Below are 22,888 nucleotides of genomic sequence, written 5' to 3' on the forward strand. Positions count from 1 at the left end.
CGACCTCTTGATAAACGGTGTTCACAGCATTGCTTCTACGGAATTAAGCCCAAAAATGGGAAAATATGAGAAGCTATTTTCACATTTTTGTTCTTAATTCTTGAAGCAGAACATGCTGTTCACAACCTCTTGATTACATTCTGTCGTGAGATGTTCTCATCAATACGTCTAATTGTTGTTCTCTTGTTAAATCACGGAATTTAACGGCATATCCTGAAACACGGATGGTTAAGTTAGGGTATTTCATTGGATTTTCCATTGCGTCACGTAATAAGTCGTTACTAAATACGTTAACATTTAAATGGTAAGCTCCTTTAGAGAAATAACCATCTAAGACATTACGTAAGTTACCAATACGAGTTTCTTCATCTTTTCCAAGTCCAGAAGGGTTAATTGTTTGGGTATTAGAGATACCATCACGAGCATAAGCATAATTGATTTTAGCTGTAGAGTTCAGACTTGCCAATAGTCCATTTTGTTCAGCATTGTAACTTGGGTTTGCACCAGGAGCAAGCGGTTTTCCAGCTTCACGTCCATCAGGTGTATTCCCTGTATTTTTTCCGTAAACTACGTTAGATGTGATTGTTAATAATGACGTTGTTGGAGTTGAGTTACGGTAAGTCTTATGACGTTTGATTTGTGTCATGAAGTACTCTAAGATCCATTCAGCAAGTTCATCTGCTTTGTCATCGTCATTTCCATATTTTGGAAATTCACCAGTTACTTCAAAGTCAACGGCAATTCCTTTTTCATTACGAATTGGTTTTACTTGTGCATATTTAATTGCAGCTAAACTATCTGCCGCATGTGAAATACCTGCAATCCCTGTTGCAAATGTACGTTTTAAATCTGAATCCATTAACGCTAGTTGCGCTGCTTCATAAGAATATTTATCGTGCATGTAATGAATAATGTTCAATGTGTTAACGTAAAGTTCTGCTAACCAATCCATTACGTTCATAAAGTTATGTTTTACTTGTTCAAAGTCTAGTGTTTCACCTGTGATTGGACGATACTCAGGACCGACTTGCGCACCTGTTACTTCGTCCACGCCACCGTTAATTGCATAAAGTAATGCTTTTGCTAGGTTCGCACGAGCACCAAAGAATTGCATGTCTTTTCCAACAACTGTTCCAGACACACAACATGCGATTGCACAGTCATCAGAACCCCATTGTTCACGAAGCAGATTATCATTTTCAAATTGGATAGATGAACTTTCGATAGCAATTTTACTTGCATAAGTTCTAAATCCTTCTGGTAAATGTTCTGAATACAATACTGTCAAGTTTGGCTCTGGAGAAGGTCCCATATTTGTTAATGTATGCAATAGACGGAAGTCATTTTTAGTCACTAATGAACGGCCATCTAAGCCCATGCCTGCGATTGAAAGTGTTGCCCAGATTGGGAATCCAGAGAATAACTGGTTATATTCTGGCGTACGAGCAAATTTTACCATACGTAATTTCATCACTAAATGATCAATTAATTCTTGTGCTTCTTGTTCAGTGATTACTCCATTGTCTAAATCACGTTGGATATAAATATCTAAGAATGCAGAAATACGACCAATAGACATTGCTGCACCATTTTGTGATTTAATTGCTGCTAAGTAACCAAAGTATAACCATTGAACAGCTTCCTTCGCATTCGCAGCTGGTTTAGAAATATCATAACCATATTTCGCAGCCATTTCTTTCATTTGTGCTAAGGCACGGTATTGTTCTGTGATTTCTTCACGAAGACGGATCACTTCTTCATCCATTGTGTGGAAACCAGTCATATCGTGGTCTTTTTTCTTTTGTGCCATCAAGTAGTCAATTCCATACAACGCAATACGACGATAATCCCCAATGATTCGACCACGACCATAAGCATCTGGAAGCCCAGTAATAATCTTGTTTTTACGAGCTGCACGCATTTCAGCAGTGTAAGCATCAAATACACCTTGGTTATGAGTTTTTCTCCAATCAGTAAAAATATGAGTTAACTCATCATTTGGTGTGTAACCATTGCTTGTTAAAGCATTATTGGCCATATTAATCCCACCAAAAGGCATAAATGCTTGTTTCAACGGTTTGTCTGTTTGTAAACCAACGATTTTTTCTAAGTCTTTATCTAAATAACCAGCATCATGAGAAGTAATCGTTGACACGATCTCTGTATCCATATCATAAACGCCATTACGTTCAAATTGGATGTCATTTAGTTTTTGTAGTTCTTCCCATAATTTTTCTGTTGCTTCTGTTGGTTTTTCTAAAAAGCTGTCATCCCCACGATATTCTGTGTAGTTATTCTGGATGAAGTCTCTTGTATCTACGCCTTCTTTCCATTTGGTTCCTTTAAATCCATTCCATTGCTCCATTGTATGGACCTCCTGTTGTCTGTTTTATGTAACAGTTTTTACGTGATAAGTATAACACAGAAAGCTATCTTTGCAAGGGTTTTCTTGTTTTTTATTTAACAATAAATTTCTTTTTAATTTAAATATATAAATAAACATTGATAATAAAGCATTTATCCATTGTGAACACTTTCATATTTTATTGTTTTCTCATTAAGTTTTTTTAAAAAAATACAAATAATGAGTCGCAACTGTATTAATACAGTTGCGACTCATTACAAAAAACATTATAACAGTTAACTTTCGATGATCATATCTGCCGTGTCGATTACTTGGATCACCTCGCCACCTTTTTTCTCATCTAAAACAAACGATCCATTTGAGGTGCGATCGCCTATTGGATAATCAGTGGGATTAATCACTAGTTCTTGCCCTTTTTGATTAACAAGCGTTCTTTCTTTGGCATTTCCTTCTGACATATAGATGACACGGTGTGGATGTTTCTTCAACTCACGTAAGACCGTTACGCCTCGTTTAGCTCGAGATGTTTGACTGATTTCTTGAGCTAACATACGTTTAATAGCTCCTCGTTGCGTCACGAGAACGATTGGCGCATCCCCTTCAGCAAATACCAACAATCCATTCACAACCGTATCTGCTTCTTTTAGATTGATTGAGCGAACACCAGCCGCTTTTGCACCAACTACAGGTACTTCTTCCAGTGGATAACGTAACCCCATGCCTTGATGTGTGACTAAAAAGACATCCAAGTCTGTTTGTCCCTCTTCAAGATAAACAGCCACTAATTCATCATCTTCACTCTTTAATTTCATTCCGCTAAGCGGGCGACTTTTATACGTACGCCATGGTTCAAATTCTGTCATACGAGTTTGTTTTATCCAACCATTTTTACTTATAAAGATCAGCGTCTTCTCCGCTTCGATTTTTTTATAAGGAAAGACCGCTAAAATCGATTCATCAACAGAAAGATTTAAAATGGTTTGCGAGATGTGTTCGCCTGCATCTTTCCATTTCAGATCAGGTAATTCATGAACTGGACGATAGATAACATTTGCTTTATTTGTAATTAATAGAAGGTGATCTAGGGTGTTTAGTTCGGCAGCATACAAAAGATAATCGCCTTCTCGCATGCCAATTTCTTCCGGTTTTGAAGCACTGTAAGAACGCAAACTCGTACGTTTTACATATCCTTCTTTTGTCACACTGACGATCACGTCTTCTTGTGCCACCAACACCTTTGTATCAATTTTAATTTCTTCGATTTCATCTTGGATAGCTGTCATCCGTATATTCGCATATTTTTTCTTGACTTCGCGAAGTTCTTTTTTCATCACAGAGAATAGTTCTTTCTCATTTGATAAAATTTTATTTAATTCCGTGATCTGAGCAATCAAATTTTCTGATTCTTTGCGGAGTTCTGTAATATCGGTATTCGTCAAACGATACAATTGTAACGTAACAATTGCTTCTGCCTGTTCTTCTGTAAATTGAAAAACTTCGATTAAATTTTGCTTCGCATTTTTCTTATCTTTACTTTCTCGGATTGTCGTAATAACTTCATCTAAAACCGACAAAGCTTTCATTAGACCTTCTACGATGTGTTGACGTTTTTGCGCTTTTTCTAAGTCAAATTGACTACGTTTGGTAATTACTTGTTTTCGATGGACAATATAACTGCTTAAAATATCTTTTAATCCAACTTGATGAGGGGTCATGTGATCAATGGCTACCATATTAAAATTATAGTTGATCTGAAGTTCAGTATTTTTAAACAGATAATTTAAAATACCTTGTGCATTGGCATCTTTTTTTAATTCAACCACAATTTGTAAACCTGTTCGATCACTTTCATCTCTAACTTCTGCAATTCCGTCGATTTTTTTATTCAAACGGATTTCATCCATTTTTTTAACTAACGTGGCTTTATTTACTTCATAAGGGATTTCAGAAATTACAATTTGTTGTTTATTGCCTTTGATGGCTTCAATCTTAGTTTTCGACCGTAAAATGACTTTTCCACGACCAGTTTCATACGCTTTTTTAATCTCATCTTTCCCTTGTAAAATCCCGCCTGTAGGAAAGTCAGGACCTGGAATGTACTCCATTAGTTTATCTAAACTTGCTTTAGGATGATCGATCAGATAAATCGTTCCATCAATTACTTCTGCTAAATTATGAGTAGGTATTTCAGTTGCATAACCAGCTGAAATACCTGTGGAACCGTTGACTAAGAGATTAGGATATCTCGCTGGTAAAACAGTTGGCTCTTTTTCTGTATCATCAAAATTCCAGACAAGATCAACCGTGTTTTTCTCAATATCCGCTAACATTTCTCCACTTAGTTGTGATAAACGAGCTTCTGTGTAACGCATGGCAGCTGGTGGGTCTCCATCCATGCTTCCGTTATTCCCGTGCATCTCTATAAGAACTTCTCTTAGCTTCCAATCTTGGCTCATGCGAACCATTGCTTCATAAATACTGCTGTCACCATGAGGATGGTAGTTCCCCATGATGTTCCCTACAGACTTCGCCGATTTACGAAACCCTTTATCAAAGGTATTGCCATCTTTATTCATTGCAAATAAAATCCGTCTTTGTACAGGTTTTAATCCATCACGGATATCCGGCAATGCTCTTTCTTGAATAATATACTTTGAGTAACGTCCGAAGCGGTCACCCATCACTTCTTCTAGGGTTAGTTCTTGTACTTCTTGACGATCTTCCATCAGGTGACCTCCTATTCTCCAACTATTTCAGATTGTTTCTCTTCGTCAAATAATTCATTTGAACCAGAAGAAGTATTCTCTACTTCTTCTTTTTTATCTAAGATACTTCCATCTTCTTCTAACGTAAATTGTACGTGGTTTTCAATCCACTTACGACGAGGTTCGACTTTGTCGCCCATCAATGTTGTTACACGACGTTCTGCCTGAGCAGCATCATCTATCCTTACGCGAATCAAAGTACGAGAAGCAGGATCCATTGTTGTTTCCCATAGTTGTTCCGCATTCATTTCTCCAAGACCTTTATAGCGTTGCAGCATGTATCCTTTTCCAATATTTTTAATCGTTGCTGCCAATTCATCATCTGTCCAAGCATATTCAATCACTTGTTTCTTTCCTTGCCCTTTAGAAACTTTATATAGCGGAGGCAAGGCAATATAGACCTTCCCAGCTTCGATCAATGGTTTCATATAACGATAAAAGAAAGTTAATAATAGTACTTGGATGTGTGCACCATCCGTATCCGCATCGGTCATAATAATAATTTTGTCATAATTACAATCTTCGATAGAAAATTCAGGTCCTACTCCCGATCCAATGGTATAAATCATGGTATTGATTTCTTCATTTTTCAAGATATCTTGCATCTTCGCTTTTTCTGTATTGATTACTTTCCCACGTAAAGGCAGAATTGCTTGGAATTTACGATCTCTTCCTTGTTTGGCAGAACCACCAGCGGAATCTCCTTCCACTAGATACAATTCATTCTTTTTAGGGTTGCGTGATTGCGCTGGTGTCAATTTACCAGAAAGTAATGACTCCCCTTTTTTACGTTTCTTTCCATTTCGACTTTCTTCACGTGCTTTTCGGGCGGCTTCTCGAGCTTCTCGAGCTTTTATTGCTTTTCTTACTAACATTTGACTCATTTCACTATTTTCTTGTAAATAAAAGCCCATTTGTTCGCCGATCACATTATCCACTACAGTCCGAGCAATTGGGGTCCCTAATTTTTCTTTGGTTTGACCTTCGAACTGAAGTAAATTTTCAGGAACCCGAATGGAGAGAACAGCTGCTAAACCTTCTCTAAAGTCGCTTCCTTCGAGATTTTTATCTCGCTCTTTCAACAAGCCTACTTTTCTAGCATACTCGTTATAGGCTTTTGTCATGGCTGATTTCATCCCAGATTCATGGGTACCGCCGTCTTTTGTCCGCACGTTATTAACGAATGATAGCACATTTTCTGAATAGCCATCATTGTATTGGTAAGCAACTTCCACTTCAATCCCATCTTTTTCACCAGAGAAATAAACAACAGGTGTCAAGGTGTCTTTTTCTTCATTAAGATAATCAACAAATTCTTTGATGCCTTCTTCATAATGAAAGACTTCTTTCACTGGTTCTTCACCACGTAAATCAGAAAGAGTGATTTTTACTCCTCTTAAAAGAAAAGCAGACTCTCTCAAACGCTCAGATAAAATTTCATAAGAAAATTTAGTGGTAGAAAAAATGGTTTCATCGGGCAAGAAATGGACAGTTGTTCCATTTTCTTTCTTTGTTTTCCCTATTTTTTTCAATGTTCCGTTTGGTTTACCGCCATTACTAAATTTTTGTTGGTACTCTATCCCATCGCGGACGATCGTTACAGTCAGCCATTTTGATAACGCATTAACGACACTTGCACCTACTCCGTGAAGTCCGCCAGAGGTTTTGTATCCCCCTTGACCGAACTTACCACCGGCATGTAAAACTGTAAAAATCACTTCAACTGTTGGAATACCAGAAGCGTGCATTCCAACCGGCATGCCACGTCCGCTATCTTTTACAGTGATACTGTTGTCTTCATGGATTGTTACATCAATTTCATTTCCATAGCCAGATAAAGCTTCATCAACCGCATTGTCGACAATTTCATAGACTAGATGATGTAAGCCCCGGCTATCAGTCGACCCGATATACATTCCTGGTCGTTTTCTAACTGCCTCTAATCCTTCAAGAACCTGGATTGACGCATCATTATATTCGTTCTTTACTTTTTTTGCCAAGGCAAACGCTCCTTCAATCATACTTTACGGTAAAAACCGCACCACGATAATCATACTAGAAAAGCTTACGAAAAAAAAGAGGTTAAACGAGAAATCAATATTTATTGTTCCTTGAATAGCTTTTCTAAAATTCCTTTGTGGAAGCAGTCATTTTTTTCGTTATTGCTTTTTTATCTTTATAAGTTTGATTTTGGTTCAACGATCCAAAACCATATCCGTCTGATCCATTTTTTATAGGTTCTGCTTCATTTTATTCCTAGTGTAAATATTTATACTATGACGAAAAACAGCCCTATTGATTTGTTTTTCTATGACTGTCAAATAGATATAAAATTTTTCTTCTAGAATTTCTTTTCCAGCTAAAATTGGATGGCTCGAAAAACATACATCCATTGTTCTGTGATAAAAAACTTTACGCTACTATTGCTTATCTATTTATATTTGTTTTTTAATCCTATGATGCAACTTTTTCTTCTTTTAAAGTAATTTAAACAGAATACACTATCCTCTATCGATGTGAAATACCGCTGTTTGTATAAGAAGTTCGTTAGTTACATAAAACAAAAAACAAGATATATTGTCTATTTATTTTATTCGATATGACAAACAGTCAGTATAAGAAACGAATCACTCGGACGATGAAGTTCATTTCGTCTCACCATGTAGAATTTTTTCTATATGATTTAGTAGATGAATCATACACCAAACTTGAAGAGCTTTCACGTCATATAAAATTGCTATCTGAATGAAATTTTCTGTAGACATTTCTGTCTGCTCTTACTTTCCCCTTTTATTTCATTTTTACTCGCTCAATCTTCAATTTTTTCAATTGTTCCGAATGCTTATTCATGCTAAAATAAACAATAGTTTTTAACTTGAAAGAGGTAGAATCATGAAATTGATCTTATTATTTTTAACCGCCTACCTTTTAGGCTCAATACCTTCGGGTGTTTGGATAGGCAAATTATTTTTTAAAAAAGATATCCGACAGCATGGCAGTGGCAACACTGGTACTACAAATACATTTAGAGTATTAGGAAAAACAGCAGGTACCGTTGTTTTGTTTATGGATATCTTAAAGGGAACCTTAGCCACTTGCTTACCGATTATTTTTCATGTAACATCAATCAATCCCCTTTGGTTTGGTGTCTGTGCGATTTTAGGTCATACATTTCCTATTTTTGCTAAATTCAAAGGTGGAAAGGCGGTCGCAACAAGTGCAGGTATGTTATTAGGATTTAATCCTTTATTTTTCATATATTCGAGTATTATTTTTGTCGTTACCTTATTTTGTACCAGTATGGTTAGTTTGACTAGTATGATTAGCGCCACATTAATTACTTTATCGACAATCTTCCTGCCTTATTTAGCACCGAGTATCCTACCTAAACAAAATTGGTTACTAACGATAATTGCCTTTTTAGTTTCTGCTTTTATCTTTTATCGTCACAAAGACAATATTCAACGTATCAAAAATCACTCGGAAAGTCGTATTCCTTTCGGTTTGAATAGCAGTAAGAAAAAAGAGCACTTATGAGATAAAAACAGTTGACTGCAACATACAGTCAACTGTTTTTTCTTTCTTCCACTGGTTGTTTTTTACTAGAATACGTGAGAACCACCAAAATAGAAAGAGCTAGTTTTATTTATTATGAGGCTATTTTCTTTCTGCTTATTCTACTTAACAGTAATTGAATATTTGGTCTTAAAGATTTCGTGTGCGCCTAATTGGTTGATCCCTACTTTTTCCATTAAATGACCCGAGCTATCCACTGTGTCAGCTATCCCACACCAAGGTTCAATACAAACAAATGGTGCTTCTTTTGGATAGGGTGACCAGATTCCAACATAAGGCATATCTTTATAACTTAAAGTAATACTGTGACTAGATTTTTCACTACGAATCGCATACGCATTTAATCCTTTTGTTTCAAAGACCAACGCATCATTTTCAAATAATTCACGCATTAGGGCTAGGTTTGTATTTGTTTGCCCTAGTGTTCTTTGATCCATATCAATATAAGGACCCTTTAAAGGCAAACGCAATCTTGACTTTTTCGGTGAAAAAGCAAGATAAAAATCATCAAAAGTTAACCCTTCTTCCAGAGGAACATTAAAGGCTGGATGACCACCAATAGAAAAGAACATTTCTTCTTCTCCAGTATTAGCTACTTGATAATGTACCGTGATTCCATCACCACCCAACTCATAAGAAATGACTAATTCAAAATCAAAAGGATAATTTTTTTTCGTTTCTGGTGTACTTCTAAGTACGAAACTGGCCAATTCTTGCCCATGTTCAATCACTTCAAAATCCATATCTCTAGCAAAACCATGTTGGCCCATTGAATAAGTTTTTCCTTGATACGTATATTGATCGTCTTTTAAACGACCAACAAAAGGAAACAACACCGGTGCATGTCTTCCCCAATACTCTGGATCAGCTTGCCAGATATATTCGAGATTTGTTTCTTTTGATTTTAAACTGATTAATTCTGCTCCATGCTCAGCAATTTCAGCAATCAATTGGTCGTTTTGAATGATTACAGTCATAATAATAATTCCTCCATCGTTCAGCGGTTCAGTCAGAATGAAACACTCGTTCATACATCTAGAATCTGACAAAATGAAAGACAAACCAGCAAGTTTTCTTTTGCTGGTTGCTCTTTCACGTCTTTTTTGAACATTTCTAGATGTTTGCTAATGTACATCCTTTCTGCTCTTGTCCGTTTATTTGATTGAGAAGATAAACCAAATTATCAATTTGATTTTTGGTTTTACCCTCATGGTCTTTTTTTACAAGTAGAAAGCCGAGCAATCATGAAAAGAAAGCTCGTATTTTCTGGTCAAATCTATAATAGCGCTAAGTATGAAATGACCTACTTTTTGAGAAGCTACTCTGTTTGTAAAAAACATTTGTTAATAACTATGCTTTGTTAGTTCTTCTTTAAATCGAGAGTTTAGAACTTTTAGATATGTTCCTTTCATTCCTAAAGAACGCGATTCAATAATTCCAGCTGACTCTAATTTACGTAATGCATTCACAATCACAGAGCGAGTGATGCCTATCTTATCAGCAATATTCGATGCAGTTAAACGTCCTTCATCCTCATCTAGTGCGTTAAAAATTGCTTGAACTGCCTTTAATTCACTATAAGACAAAGTATTAATAGCCATTTGCACAGCTGTAGCACTTCTTACATCCGCTTCAATGCTTCGTGATTTTTGATAAAGAATCTGCATACCAACCACGGTTGCGCCATATTCAGCCAATACAAGGTCCTCATCTGTAAAAATTTGTTCCATCCTTGATAAAATGATTGTTCCTAAACGTTCACCTGCACCAAAAATAGGAACTACTGTTGTCAATCCAAATGGGTATTTTTCTCTCGCTTCAAAAGGAAAAGCCGTCATTTCACTACTAATAGGAATATTTGCTTCTGTTTTGTTTAATTGGTCCACTGTGTCTGTATAAGAATCGGGAAATTGTTTTTCAACAAACATCATTTTTATCCGTTCATTGTTTACGTCATGACGCTCATCATAGCCTAAAAGTACGCCATCACTACTGATAATATATACATTACTGTCTAAAATAGCGCCTAAAGTCACCGCCATCTTATCATAAGGTAAATCAGCTTGCATATCAAAAGTATTTTTTTGTTGTAGCAACTTGTTTATATTGCGTGTTTTGGTTAATAAATCCGTCATTTTCTACCTCCGATTTTATAAAATAAAGCGACTTAAATCTTCATTAGCTACAATAGACCCTAATTTTTCCACTACGTAAGCTTCGGTAATTGTAATTTCGCCCATTTGCATATCTGGCGCTTCAAATAATAAATCTTCTAACAATTTTTCAAGGATTGTATGCAAACGTCTCGCACCAATGTTATCGGTGTCGCGATTGACATCATACGCAATTTGAGCAATTTTTTCAATCGCTTCTTTGGTAAAAATAACTGAAACATTTTCTGTACCAATCAATGCTACATACTGCTTGATCAATGCGTTATTTGGTTCAGTCAATATTTTAATAAAATCTTCTGCAGATAAATCATCTAATTCGACACGAATAGGGAAACGACCTTGTAATTCTGGAATCAAATCACTTGGTTTTGAAAGATGAAAAGCACCAGAAGCAATGAATAGTATATGGTCTGTTTGAAGAACACCGTACTTCGTATTTACCTGTGAACCCTCAACGATCGGCAAGATATCTCTTTGGACACCTTCTCTTGATACTTCTCCTGATTGTTGTGATTTTGAAGTAATTTTGTCAATTTCATCAATAAAAATGATGCCACTTGATTCTGCCAATTTGATTGCTTCACTATGGATATCGGCATCTTTAACAAGTTTAGCAGATTCCTCTTTGATCAATAGTTCGAGTGCTTCTTTAACTGTGACTCTACGTTCTATTTTTTTCTTAGGTGTTAATGCACCTAATGTTTCATTTAAATCAATCCCCATCTGTTCCAATCCATTATTCATCATTGGGGCAGGTTTCTTTTGATCTTCGACTTCAATCGTTACTTGACGTTGATCAAGCAATCCTTTTTGTAATTGCTCAAGAATTGTTTTACGGTTCACACGAATTTCTTCTGTCACCTCTTCTTGAGGTTCTGCAGTGGTTTGTTGTGCAGCATTGAATAGATTCATCATCTGTTCAAACTGGTTGCCTGTTTGTTTTTGTTCTTTTTTAATGCCAGGTACTAAAACCTTCACCAATCGTTTCTCTGCATTTTTCTTAGCTTCTGCATAAACTTTACTATATTGTTCTTTTTCTACGATTTGGATAGCATTTTCGACTAAATCACGTACCATTGATTCCACATCTCGACCAACGTAACCAACTTCTGTAAATTTAGTGGCCTCTACTTTCACAAAAGGCGCATGAACGATTTTGGCTAGACGGCGAGCTATTTCTGTCTTACCTACTCCCGTTGGTCCAATCATTAACATGTTTTTTGGCGTAATATCTTGTTGCATTTTTTCGTCTAATTGTAATCGACGGTAGCGGTTACGTAACGCAACAGCAACAGATTTTTTGGCTGCTTGTTGCCCAATAATATATTGATCTAATTCACTGACAATTTGTCTTGGTGTTTGCTTTAATTCATACATATTTTTTCACCTCTATAATTCTTCTACGATGATATTATGGTTTGTAAAGATACAAATGTCCGCTGCGATGTTTAACGCATTTTCTGCTATTTCTTTTGCGCTCATCTCATTTTGCGCATAGTTTTTCATTGCTCGAGCAGCAGCTAATGCAAAATTACCACCGGAACCAATCGCAAGAATGCCATCATCAGGTGCGATGACTTCACCTGTTCCTGAAACCAACAGCATCTCTTTGTCATTCATCACAATCAGCATAGCTTCTAATTTTTGCATTGATTGTTGCGTACGCCATTCTTGTGCTAGCTCTACCGCTGCTCTTTGTAAATTTCCGTTGTATTCATTTAGTTTTCCTTCAAATTTCTCTTCTAAAGTAAATGCATCTGCTACGCTTCCAGCAAATCCCACGATGACTTCATCATTATAGATTCGACGGACTTTTCTAGCACTGCCTTTCATAACAACAGACTCACCCATCGTTACTTGGCCGTCTCCTGCCATTGCAAATTTCCCATCTTTTTCAACAGCACAAATCGTTGTTGAATGAAATTGTGATTCTACCATAATTTTTTCCTCCTTGTTACGTTCACATTGACACTTTCAGTTACGCTCTTGGATGAAAAGAACGATAATTTTTTTGTAAACTTTCTTTTGTTACGTGGGCATAAATTTGCGTAGTAGATAAATTGGCATGTCCTAATAATTCCTGGACAGTCCGCATATCCGCTCCATTGTTTAGTAAGTGTGTTGCAAATGTATGCCGCAACATATGTGGGTGGATTGAACTGTCTAAACTGCTTTTTTTAATGACTTGATTCAATACATATTCAATGCCTGTCGGTGTAATCGGTTCGCCATGGTGATTTACAAAAACAAATTCATGTTGTTTCTGGTATTTATCCATGAGGACACGACGCCCTTTTTCAAAATATTCATACAAAGCATCTTGTGCAAATGAACCAAGTGGTGCATAGCGTTCTTTATTCCCTTTTCCATGAATCAACATAACCTCTGAGTCAAAATCGATTTCTGATACTTTTAAGTTACTACACTCGCTTAGACGAATACCTGAACCATAAAGTATTTCTAGTAAGGCACGATTTCTCAACTCTAATGGTTTGTCACCCGTCACACTAGCAAATAGAGCTTGCATTTCGTTTTCATAGAAAAAGCGTGGAAGTTTTAAATTTTTCTTTTTTAGATGGACATAAGAAAAAGGATTTTCTTTGATCGCCTCTTCTTTTAAAAGGTATTGATAAAATGAACGCAGACTAGCAATTTTACGACTGATCGAATTTCGACTATACCGCTCATCGGATAGATAACTTAAATACACTCGCACGTCTAAATGATTGATTTTTAATAAATTCTCTTCTCCAGATTCGGCGAGAAATCTTTCAAAATTAGTGATATCTTCTTCGTACGCTTCATGCGTTTTTTCAGAATATCCACGCTCCACAATCAAATAGCGCAAAAATTTCTCTTTCCATATTGGCTCTGACATTTTATCACCTTCCTTTTAATCCCAGAAATAAATTTAGCATAGCAAAATTAAAAAAACAAATAAATTGTCAGAATTTAATCAATATTTCTAAGTTTATTCACAATTAGAACAATTATCTTGACAAACATTTGAGGCTCGGTGAAAGAGATTGAAAGGATTCACACCTAAAAAAATGATTTTTTAGCTAAAAGAAAGACACCTCCGTTAAAAAGGTGCCATTCTCATCTAATGGGCTGTCATTTCTTCTAATAATTTACTTTTTACTTGTTCATTCGCTGCAAGTGCTCTTTGCGCAATTGCTTCATAACGTAACTTCTTATCGCGAATACGTCCTGGTAGTTCAGGGAATAATCCATAATTGGCGTTCATTGGTTGGAAATGTTTCCCTTCTGCGTGAGTAATATAATAAGCCATACTTCCCATCGCTGTTTCTCTTGGAAACTCAATCGGCTCATTTTCTTTTGCTAAACGTGCAGCATTTATACCTGCAAGTAAACCACTTGCCGCACTTTCAACGTAACCTTCTACGCCTGTCATTTGTCCTGCAAAGAACAAATCTTCTCGTTTCGTTGACTGATACGTGGATTTTAGCAACTCTGGCGAATTCATAAAACTATTACGATGCATCACACCATAACGAACAAACTCAGCATTTTCTAGACCAGGAATCATCCGAAAAACACGTTTTTGCTCTCCCCACTTTAAGTGAGTTTGGAACCCAACAATATTATACAATGAAGCAGCTGCATTGTCTTGACGAAGTTGAATCACAGCGTATGGTCGTTTACCAGTTTTTGGATCTTCTAATCCAACGGGCTTCATTGGTCCAAATAACATTGTTTTAAATCCACGTTGTGCCATAACTTCAATCGGCATGCAACCTTCAAAATATTTTTCTTTTTCAAAAGATTTAAGTTCTGCCACTTCTGCTGTAGTTAATGCTTCATGAAATGCTTTAAACTCTTCTTCGGTCATCGGACAATTTAAATAAGCGGCTTCGCCTTTGTCGTAACGCGATTTCAAGTAAACTTTATCCATATCAATCGTAGCTTTATCGACGATAGGTGCAGCAGCATCGTAAAAATAGAAACCATCAGATCCATTAAATTTTTTGATACTTTCTGCTAAGGGATGAGAAGTTAAAGGCCCAGTAGCAATTACCGTAATCCCATCTGGAATTTCAGTCATCTCTTCATTAATAACCGTAACTAATGGGTGCTCTTTGACTTTACGCGTAATCGTTTCAGAAAAAGAATCTCGATCCACTGCTAAAGCTCCCCCAGCAGGAACGGCCGTTTCATCAGCTGAAGTGATAACCACAGAATTTAATCGGCGCATTTCTTCTTTTAATAAACCGACCGCATTTGCCAAACTATTTCCTCTTAAAGAGTTGGAACAAACTAATTCAGCAAAATTGCTTGTGTGATGCGCTTCTGTTGATTTGACAGGGCGCATTTCATATAAACGAACAGGAACGCCAGCTTGCGCAATCTGCCATGCAGCTTCACTTCCAGCTAATCCTGCCCCGATAACATTGACAGTTTTCAATTAAGAACCTCTTCTCATTTTATTTTTGAATGTCTTCTTCGTAATCGCCATTGACGCAGACAACTTGTTTGCCACCTTTTACTTTCTTTTCTACTAAATATTGGTCGCATTTTGGACAATTTCTGCCGATTGGTTTGTCCCAAGAAGTAAATTCACATTCTGGGAAACGCGAGCAACCGTAAAAAATCCGATTTTTCTTGGACTTGCGTTCAATTACCTGTCCTTCATGACAAACAGGACAAGTCACGCCAATTTCTTTCACAATTGGTTTTGTGTTTCGACAGTCAGGAAAATTACTGCATGCATAAAACTTACCATATTTTCCTAATTTGATAACCATAGGATGCCCGCAAATGTCACAATCAAATCCTGCTGGTTCATCTTTGATTTGGATTTTTTCAATTTTCTCTTCTGCATTGGTTAATTCTTTTTCAAATGGTTTGTAGAAACGGTCAACCACTCTAATCCAGGCTTCTTTTCCTTCTTCAATTTTATCCAAATCCCCTTCCATTTCTGCAGTAAAATGGATATCGACAATTTGTGGAAAGAACTCACAAATCAGTGAATTGACGATCTCCCCAAGTTCAGTTGGCTCAAAACGTTTTTGGGTTAATTTCACATAGTAACGCCTTTGGATCGTATCAAGAGTTGGGGCGTATGTGGAAGGGCGACCTACACCATTTTCCTCAAGTGCACGAATCAGTGTAGCTTCACTAAATCTTGCTGGTGGTTGAGTAAAATGTTGTTTAGGCTCGATATTAACAGATTGAACAACATCACCTTCTGCTAATTCTGGTAAGATGTTTTCTTTTTCTTCTTTGCCATCATCTCTGCCTTCTACGTATACTTGCATAAATCCTTTAAATTTTACTTTCGAACCATTTGCAATAAAAATAACACCATTTTGCGCTAAAGTCACTTTCATCGTATCTAAGATAGCTGGTGTCATTTGACTGGCTACAAACCTTGACCAAATTAATGTATACAGCTTCAACTGATCTTTATCTAGATACTGTTTGATTTCTTCTGGTGTTCGTAAAACACTCGTCGGACGAACCGCTTCATGGGCATCTTGAGCACCTTGGGCATTTTTAGTTTTACGATTCACATGACTAGAAAATTCTTTCCCATAGGTTTCTTCAATAAAGGTAGCTGCTTCTGTTTTTGCTGTATCCGAAATACGAGTAGAATCGGTACGCATATAAGTAATCAAACCAACTGTACCTTGCTTACCTAAAGAAATTCCTTCATATAATTGTTGTGCGACCATCATGGTTTTACGAGTCCTAAAATTCAGTTTTCTGGCTGCTTCTTGTTGCAGATTACTCGTTGTAAATGGGTTAGCTGGGTTTCTTTTTCTTTCTTTTTTTTCAACTTTTTGAACCGTAAAATCTTGTCCATCTATTCGTTCAGTTATTTCTTTTACTGACTGTGCATCAGGTAATTTTTTCTTTTTTCCATCGATGCCCCCAAAATTCGCCTTAAATTTTTTCCGTTCTTTCTTGAAGTTTCCATCAATACTCCAATATTCTTCTGGAATAAATTCACGAATTTCTTTTTCTCGATCAATAATGATTTTTAGCGCAACGGATTGAACCCTCCCAGCACTTAATCCTTTTTTGACTTTACGCCATAGGATAGGACTAATGGAATATCCAACTAAACGATCTAACGCTCTTCGTGCTTGTTGAGCATCTACTAAATCAACATCAATCGTTCGAGGTTCTTTAAACGCAGCTTTAACCGCATCTTTTGTAATTTCATTAAAGACCACTCGATTTTTTTCTGATAAATCTAGCCCTAATAAATAAGCCAAATGCCAAGCAATTGCTTCTCCTTCTCTATCCGGGTCACTTGCTAGATAGACTTTTTGAGCTTTTTTTGCTGCTGATTTTAAACTTTTTATGACATCGCCTTTTCCTCGAATTGAAATATAATGGGGCTCATAGTTGTTTTCAATATCAATTCCCATTTTACTTTTAGGTAAATCACGTATATGACCAACACTAGCCATTACCTTATAATTGCGACCAAGATATTTTTCAATGGTTTTGGCCTTTGCAGGTGATTCAACGATCACTAAATATTTATATGCCATTACTGAATGGACTCCTTTCCATTGACGTGTTCCTACTATATAAGAGGACTCATACAAATCGTAGCTTATCATATCCATTCAGAAAACGTTTGTCAAGAAAATCAAATGAGAAAGTTCTTGTTATTCTCTCAATTCCAACAATATATCTTGTCCAGAAATCACACAAACTGCGCCATCTTGAATCAGTTGATGTGAGCCGACTGAATGTTCTGTTAAAATATTCCCAGGCACAGAAAAAACAGTTCTACCAATTTCTAATGCTTGTTGCGCTGTTATCAAAGAACCACTTTTCTGTTTGGCTTCAATGACACAAGTTCCTTGTGACAAGGCAGCGATGATTCGATTTCGCATAGGAAATCGATATTTTTTAGGTCCTTCATTTGGTGGATATTCACTAAGTAAAAGATGTTTTTTCCCAATTTCTTCTTGAAGATATTGATTTTCCTTTGGATAAACTTTTTTTATACCCGTACCAATGACTGCGATTGTTTTTCCCGAATATTTTATCGCAGCTTGATGTGCATATGTATCAACGCCTTTTGCACAGCCACTAACAATCACATAATCAGCTGCTATGACAGGAGAAAGTAACTGATGAACAATTTTTTTTGCAAGTATAGATGTTTGCCTTCCACCTACCACACTAAGCATCTTCCTTTCAAGCAAAGTAAGATCTCCTGTATAAAATAAAAGAATCGGCGGAAAAGCAAGATGAAGAAGCTGTGACGGGTAGAGTGGATCTAAGCAAGTAATAAACGATTGAGTGATTTCAAACTCATAAAAATGGTTGGTTAATTTCTGCCAACTTTCTTTAAATTTCTCCTGATAACGATAAATTTTGGCAATTTCAATAATCTCATGACAAAATAGTTCTTCTCTTCCCGTTTTTAATAAAGATTGCACAACAGCCCATCTTCCCTGAATGCTGATACCTTTTGCATAAGCCAATTTAAGTAAAAAACGATCAATCTTATCTATCATTAAAAGTCACCTCTCTTACACTACTTTTAAATAAAATACGTAAGAGAGGAACATTTATGTTAAATAGTTTTTCACTGGAGCAAAAGTTTTTCGATGGATGGGTGTAATTCCCAGATTCGCAAGCCCTTGTAAGTGTTCTTTAGTACCATAACCGGCATTATGACCAAAACCATAACCTGGGTATAATTCCTCATATTTTTTCATCAGATTGTCACGATACACTTTAGCAATAATGCTTGCTGCGGCAATTGATACAGAGCGAGCATCTCCTTTAATCAATTTTTCTTGGGGGATAGGTAACTCAAGAGTCATTGCGTCAATTAACAAATAGCTAGGCTTCACTGCTAATTTTTCTACCGCCTGAATCATCGCCAATTTACTTGCTTCATAGATGTTCACCTCATCAATCTTTCTTTCATCAATGAGACCGATACCGATAGCAATTGCTTTTTGTTGAATCTGTTCATAAAGCGTTGTTCGTTTTTTTTCTGATAATTGTTTTGAATCATTCAACCCAAGTATTTGTTTATTTTTAGGCAAGATAACCGCTGCTGCTACGACTGGCCCTGCCAATGGACCACGCCCTACTTCATCAATTCCTGCAATCCACTCATGTCCTTGTTCATATGCCATTTGCTCAAACATTGACATTTCCAAATATTTTTCTTGAATAAGAGCCTCTTTTTTCAGCCGTTTTTCAAAGGCAAGTAGGGCTTGCTGAACGCCTTTTCGTGGATCTTGTCTTAAAACAGCAACCGCAGGATCATCTAATGAACGAATTTCTTTTAATCGTTCTTTAATACTTAGAATTGCTTCACTCATCGCTTTCTTGCTCCAATTCTTCGCAACGATCTAAGGTGTAACGTCCCAGTTTCCCTTGACGAATATCAAAAACGACTACTTCGCTCCCCCGCTCATAATCATCTTTATAACCACGCTTGGCAGTAATAGTCATCAGTAATTCCGATGCTATTTGTTGCTCTTCGTCTAATTTTAAATGATAACGATCAGCCACTCTTCCTGGATAGTAACGGGCAAAAAAGTCTAAACCATAAATGGCTAAATCATCCAAATGAACTAATTGGTCTTTGATTGCACCTGTTAAGGCCAATTTTTTCCCAATCTGTTCATCTTCAAACTTTGGCCATAAGATTCCTGGAGTATCTAATAATTCTAGTTCACTGCCTAAACGTAGCCACTGTTGTCCTTTTGTCACCCCTGGTTTGTTGCCAGTTTGAGCAATTTTTTTGCCGACTAGTCGGTTCATTAGAGTCGACTTACCGACATTGGGAATGCCTAGAACCATTGCTCTGATCGCACGAGGTTTGATTCCTCGAGCAGCATCACGTGCACGTTTTTCTTTTAAAGCTTCTTTTGCAGCTGGTATCAGTGCCTTGATTCCTTTGCTTTCTTGAGCAGTGATGGTTAATGCTTGGTGCCCTTGTTTATTAAAATACTGTTGCCACAATTTGGTTTGTTGTGGGTCGGCTAAATCTGCTTTATTTAATAAAACCAATCTTGGTTTTTGTTGGATGATTTGATCAAGCATTGGGTTACGTGATGATAGTGGCAATCGTGCGTCCACTAATTCAAACACGATATCGACATATTTCATTTTCTCAGAAACTTCACGGCGTGCTTTCGCCATATGTCCTGGAAACCATTGGATCGTCATTTTTTATTCTCTCCTCTTATACTTTGTTCTCCATAAATTGTTTCACTTACTATATTTATTATTTTATTAGGATGAATCATTTTGTTGAATAGATTCTGAAAAAACTTACTTTTTTATTTTATCATATTTTAAACCGTCTATCTTCTTAATTTTAAAGGACTTTTCCCCATAAGGCGATTTGAATACCTTCATTTATTATTTTTACTTATTATCAAACAGATTGATTCATTTCCACAACCGACACATTACAGTTATCTTCTTAATGCATAAAAATGTTTAGTGGATATTACTGAATAAAGAGGCAACTTCATTTTTACAGACAGCAATTTTTTAATTTAAGAAGAATTTAGAAATACGCCAATCCATATTTTTTAGTTCACATTTTTTGACAACGGTTACAAAATGACGGATGATAGATAAAAATAGAAAAGGAGAGAGAATAAAATGAATAGTATGGTTTTTGTTAATTTTCCTGTGGAAGATGTAGATAAGTCTGTGGCTTTTTATGAAAAATTAGGTTTCAAGAAAAATGAAGAATTTTCAAATGAACAAGCAAGTTCAATGGTTTGGGATGATACTTTTTGGGTGATGTTGTTGTCTCACGACTTTTATAAAAAGTTTTTAAAAGACAAAGAAATTGCTGACAATAAAAAAACAAGTGGGGCTTTGATTTCTTTTAGTGTAGAAAATGCTGAAGCAGTTAAAAAATTCGCAGAAATAGCCAGAGAAAATGGGGGAAGTTATCATGAAGTCGACATGGGTATGCCAGAAGAAGAGATGTATTCCCTTGAAGTTCAAGATTTAGATGGGAATACTTTAGAACCTGTATGGATGAAAATGTGATATTTGACTCTTAAAAAGACCAATTTAGTATAGCGCCCAAAAAAGTTAGACAAAAAATCGAACTTTTTTGGGCACTAAATATTTTTGGAGGTAAGGCGTTTGAGCTGTTCAGTCACTCTTCTTCTAGATGTAAACTAATGACAAATATGGAGACTTATTCTATAGAAGTGGAGAGACAAGTTTACTCCTTAGATGGTTCTCAGCGCGTTTTTAAGCTAACACTTTTTGCAATTCTTTTCGTTTGCTCCCTTGCAATGCTTGACACTAGCATTGAGGAATTGACACACTTTTTTATAAACTACCTTGCTATAACTGGCTCTCGTTTCATCACTGAACGTCCCCTTAATACATTTTGTTTATTATTTGTAGTGATACTTTCTAGTTTTTTTGAAAGTCTTTGTTTTTCTTTCTTATCTGTAGCCTTATTTGCTGATTTATCTGAAAGCCTTGGTTTTTCTTTATTATCTGTAGCTATATTTACTGATTTTTCTGAAAAGCTTTGTTCCAATGATAGGTCTCTTTTCTTTCTTATGTTGTCAAATTCATGACCAAAAACATTTACTGGCACTTCAAATTTATCAATGAGTTTATTGTACTCATTCCTATACTTTTCTGCTTCCACAGCGCTCATTTTTCCTTCTTTTACAAGCGGCTCGATAGAATCTTTCTCATTCATTATTTGATATTGAACAAAGTCTCTTTGATCAACTAATGTTGGAAGTAGTTCACCTCTTATCTCATCACGTTGTGCTTTTAAGGTTTCAATACTATTAGGAAGTGGTAAGTCAGGAAACTGCTCCTTTAAGAATAACATATCCTCTATCTCATTCGCTTTATTACTTAAATACATTGTTTCTTGTATGACCATGTCGAAATTTAATTCAAGTATCTTATTTCTTCTTCCAATATATGTTTCCGAAGTAGAAAGAGTAGGAATCTCTGTGGTAGTTGTGGCAGTTCTTTCTGTTGTGGTTGTAATGTTATCCATGTTAATGTCAGGAATTGGCTGTTTATATTTATCCATGAGTCCATTATACCTATTAATAAACTCTTCTGCTTCCACAGCGCTTATTTTTCCTTCTTTTACAAGCGAACTTATATAATTTTTCTCATTCATTATTTGAGATTGAACCAAATCTCTTTCATACGCTAATTTTGGAAGTTGGTTATTCTTTGCATCATCAATTTTTGCATTTAAGTCTTCATCGCTAGGAAGACGTTTATATAACTCAGGATATACTTTCTTCAATGACACGTTGAGATCTATCTCAGTAATTAACCCATTAACATGGTTACGTAAGTCACTTATTTCTTCCATTACCTTGCTGAAATCTGATGCAAGCATTTTATTTCTTCTTCGAATATATGTTTCTGGTGTAGAAATAGTAGGTCTTTTGGTTGTAAATGTATTATTCATAACTGTTGTAGGAGTGAAATTTGGAAAGTGTTGTTTCAATAATTTATCTGTTATATTCCTTCTATTATCAACGTCAAACTGATTACTTAGCTTTTCAAATTGATTAGTGAGTTTATCATACTCATTCATATCCTCTTCTGCTTTCAAAGAGCTCATTTCTCCTGTTTTTACAAGCGAGTTTATATAATTTTTCTCATTCATTATTTGATCTTGAAGCAAATTTGTTTCATTCTTTAATTTTGGAAGTAGCTTGTCCTTTATATTATCTTGTCGTAAGCTTAAGTCTTCATTAGTTTTAGATAATGTAAAGTCATGAGCCTTCTTCTTCGATAAAAAAAAGTTATCTATTTCAAGAAATTGTTCATTTAAAGCCTTTGTTTCTTGCATGACCATATCGAACTTTAATTCAAGCATTTTATTTCTTCTTTGAATATATGTTTCTGGTATAGAAAGTGTAGGACTCTCGGTTGTTGTCGTTTTAGCTAGTGTGGGTTGCTCTGGTGTAGCATTTATTGCTGGTGTAGGACTCGCTGGTGTTGTAGCTGTGGTAAGCGTATTTTCTGAAAGA

Annotated in this window: 15 protein-coding genes and 1 pseudogene; 2 read left to right on the forward strand and 14 right to left on the reverse strand. The window is 36.0% G+C overall.

Annotation, left to right across the window (positions count from 1 at the left end; translation table 11 throughout):
• Positions 1 to 133: 133 nt before the first annotated feature.
• The 3 genes from pflB to parE all read right to left on the reverse strand — a co-directional run bounded on the left by pflB (position 134) and on the right by parE (position 7,130).
• Positions 134 to 2,365, reverse strand: coding sequence for a formate C-acetyltransferase (gene pflB / locus EVI01_RS07210; protein ID WP_010751227.1), 2,232 nt, complete (start codon positions 2,363 to 2,365; stop codon positions 134 to 136).
• A 275-nt stretch (positions 2,366 to 2,640) separates the two neighbouring features.
• Positions 2,641 to 5,091, reverse strand: coding sequence for a DNA topoisomerase IV subunit A (gene parC / locus EVI01_RS07215; RefSeq protein WP_010751228.1), 2,451 nt, complete (start codon positions 5,089 to 5,091; stop codon positions 2,641 to 2,643).
• An 11-nt stretch (positions 5,092 to 5,102) separates the two neighbouring features.
• Positions 5,103 to 7,130: a DNA topoisomerase IV subunit B gene (gene parE / locus EVI01_RS07220; RefSeq protein ID WP_010751229.1), complete on the reverse strand. Its 2,028-nt coding sequence runs from the start codon at positions 7,128 to 7,130 to the stop codon at positions 5,103 to 5,105.
• 892 nt (positions 7,131 to 8,022) lie between these two features.
• Here parE and plsY point away from each other — a divergent pair.
• Positions 8,023 to 8,667, forward strand: a complete 645-nt coding sequence (gene plsY / locus EVI01_RS07225; protein WP_010751231.1) for a glycerol-3-phosphate 1-O-acyltransferase PlsY — start codon at positions 8,023 to 8,025, stop codon at positions 8,665 to 8,667.
• 140 nt (positions 8,668 to 8,807) lie between these two features.
• On the opposite strand, the gene EVI01_RS07230 is transcribed toward plsY, so the two are convergent.
• The 10 genes from EVI01_RS07230 to ylqF form a co-directional block, all read right to left on the reverse strand.
• On the reverse strand, positions 8,808 to 9,683 hold the full coding sequence (locus EVI01_RS07230) for an aldose 1-epimerase family protein (RefSeq protein WP_010751232.1): 876 nt from the start codon (positions 9,681 to 9,683) through the stop codon (positions 8,808 to 8,810).
• A 366-nt stretch (positions 9,684 to 10,049) separates the two neighbouring features.
• On the reverse strand, positions 10,050 to 10,841 hold the full coding sequence (gene codY, locus EVI01_RS07235; protein ID WP_010751233.1) for a GTP-sensing pleiotropic transcriptional regulator CodY: 792 nt from the start codon (positions 10,839 to 10,841) through the stop codon (positions 10,050 to 10,052).
• Between the two features lie 15 nt (positions 10,842 to 10,856).
• The gene (gene hslU / locus EVI01_RS07240) at positions 10,857 to 12,257 is read right to left on the reverse strand and encodes an ATP-dependent protease ATPase subunit HslU (protein WP_010751234.1); all 1,401 of its coding nucleotides are present in this window, start codon (positions 12,255 to 12,257) and stop codon (positions 10,857 to 10,859) included.
• A 12-nt stretch (positions 12,258 to 12,269) separates the two neighbouring features.
• On the reverse strand, positions 12,270 to 12,818 hold the full coding sequence (gene hslV / locus EVI01_RS07245) for an ATP-dependent protease subunit HslV (protein WP_010751235.1): 549 nt from the start codon (positions 12,816 to 12,818) through the stop codon (positions 12,270 to 12,272).
• A gap of 40 nt (positions 12,819 to 12,858) precedes the next feature.
• The gene (gene xerC, locus EVI01_RS07250) at positions 12,859 to 13,758 is read right to left on the reverse strand and encodes a tyrosine recombinase XerC (RefSeq protein ID WP_010751236.1); all 900 of its coding nucleotides are present in this window, start codon (positions 13,756 to 13,758) and stop codon (positions 12,859 to 12,861) included.
• 225 nt (positions 13,759 to 13,983) lie between these two features.
• A complete protein-coding gene (gene trmFO, locus EVI01_RS07255) occupies positions 13,984 to 15,306 on the reverse strand; it encodes an FADH(2)-oxidizing methylenetetrahydrofolate--tRNA-(uracil(54)-C(5))-methyltransferase TrmFO (RefSeq protein ID WP_010751237.1) in 1,323 nt (440 codons plus the stop codon).
• 19 nt (positions 15,307 to 15,325) lie between these two features.
• Positions 15,326 to 17,404 carry a type I DNA topoisomerase gene (gene topA / locus EVI01_RS07260; RefSeq protein ID WP_010751238.1) on the reverse strand — a complete coding sequence of 693 codons (2,079 nt, stop codon included), beginning with the start codon at positions 17,402 to 17,404 and terminating at the stop codon, positions 15,326 to 15,328.
• Positions 17,405 to 17,524: 120 nt separating this feature from the next.
• The gene (gene dprA / locus EVI01_RS07265; RefSeq protein ID WP_025480657.1) at positions 17,525 to 18,382 is read right to left on the reverse strand and encodes a DNA-processing protein DprA; all 858 of its coding nucleotides are present in this window, start codon (positions 18,380 to 18,382) and stop codon (positions 17,525 to 17,527) included.
• Between the two features lie 57 nt (positions 18,383 to 18,439).
• Positions 18,440 to 19,207 (reverse strand): ribonuclease HII, encoded by a 768-nt coding sequence (gene rnhB / locus EVI01_RS07270; protein WP_010751240.1) that lies wholly within the window; start codon positions 19,205 to 19,207, stop codon positions 18,440 to 18,442.
• Entirely contained in the window at positions 19,200 to 20,060 is an 861-nt protein-coding gene (gene ylqF / locus EVI01_RS07275; RefSeq protein ID WP_010751241.1) for a ribosome biogenesis GTPase YlqF, read from the reverse strand. Before ylqF ends, rnhB begins: the two co-directional genes overlap by 8 nt.
• A 444-nt stretch (positions 20,061 to 20,504) precedes the next feature.
• On the opposite strand from ylqF, the gene EVI01_RS07280 reads away from it, so the two are divergent.
• Positions 20,505 to 20,903 (forward strand): VOC family protein, encoded by a 399-nt coding sequence (locus EVI01_RS07280; protein ID WP_010751242.1) that lies wholly within the window; start codon positions 20,505 to 20,507, stop codon positions 20,901 to 20,903.
• Positions 20,904 to 21,201: 298 nt separating this feature from the next.
• Here the strand turns inward: EVI01_RS07280 and EVI01_RS07285 are convergent.
• Positions 21,202 to 22,888 (reverse strand): annotated as a pseudogene (locus EVI01_RS07285) (hypothetical protein); the annotation flags it as partial.

Origin of the sequence: Enterococcus villorum (assembly GCF_007990225.1) — a bacterium.
GTDB lineage: Bacteria > Bacillota > Bacilli > Lactobacillales > Enterococcaceae > Enterococcus_B > Enterococcus_B villorum.

Excerpts from the sequence above, each read along its gene's own strand:
- hslV (WP_010751235.1), bottom strand. The coding sequence starts at position 12,818 with ATGGTAGAATCACAATTTCATTCAACAACGATTTGTGCTGTTGAAAAA.
- ylqF (WP_010751241.1), bottom strand. The coding sequence starts at position 20,060 with ATGACGATCCAATGGTTTCCAGGACATATGGCGAAAGCACGCCGTGAA.
- rnhB (WP_010751240.1), bottom strand. The coding sequence starts at position 19,207 with ATGAGTGAAGCAATTCTAAGTATTAAAGAACGATTAAAAGAAATTCGT.
- xerC (WP_010751236.1), bottom strand. The coding sequence starts at position 13,758 with ATGTCAGAGCCAATATGGAAAGAGAAATTTTTGCGCTATTTGATTGTG.
- EVI01_RS07280 (WP_010751242.1), top strand. The coding sequence starts at position 20,505 with ATGAATAGTATGGTTTTTGTTAATTTTCCTGTGGAAGATGTAGATAAG.
- hslU (WP_010751234.1), bottom strand. The coding sequence starts at position 12,257 with ATGTATGAATTAAAGCAAACACCAAGACAAATTGTCAGTGAATTAGAT.
- codY (WP_010751233.1), bottom strand. The coding sequence starts at position 10,841 with ATGACGGATTTATTAACCAAAACACGCAATATAAACAAGTTGCTACAA.
- EVI01_RS07230 (WP_010751232.1), bottom strand. The coding sequence starts at position 9,683 with ATGACTGTAATCATTCAAAACGACCAATTGATTGCTGAAATTGCTGAG.
- topA (WP_010751238.1), bottom strand. The coding sequence starts at position 17,404 with ATGGCATATAAATATTTAGTGATCGTTGAATCACCTGCAAAGGCCAAA.
- plsY (WP_010751231.1), top strand. The coding sequence starts at position 8,023 with ATGAAATTGATCTTATTATTTTTAACCGCCTACCTTTTAGGCTCAATA.
- pflB (WP_010751227.1), bottom strand. The coding sequence starts at position 2,365 with ATGGAGCAATGGAATGGATTTAAAGGAACCAAATGGAAAGAAGGCGTA.
- parC (WP_010751228.1), bottom strand. The coding sequence starts at position 5,091 with ATGGAAGATCGTCAAGAAGTACAAGAACTAACCCTAGAAGAAGTGATG.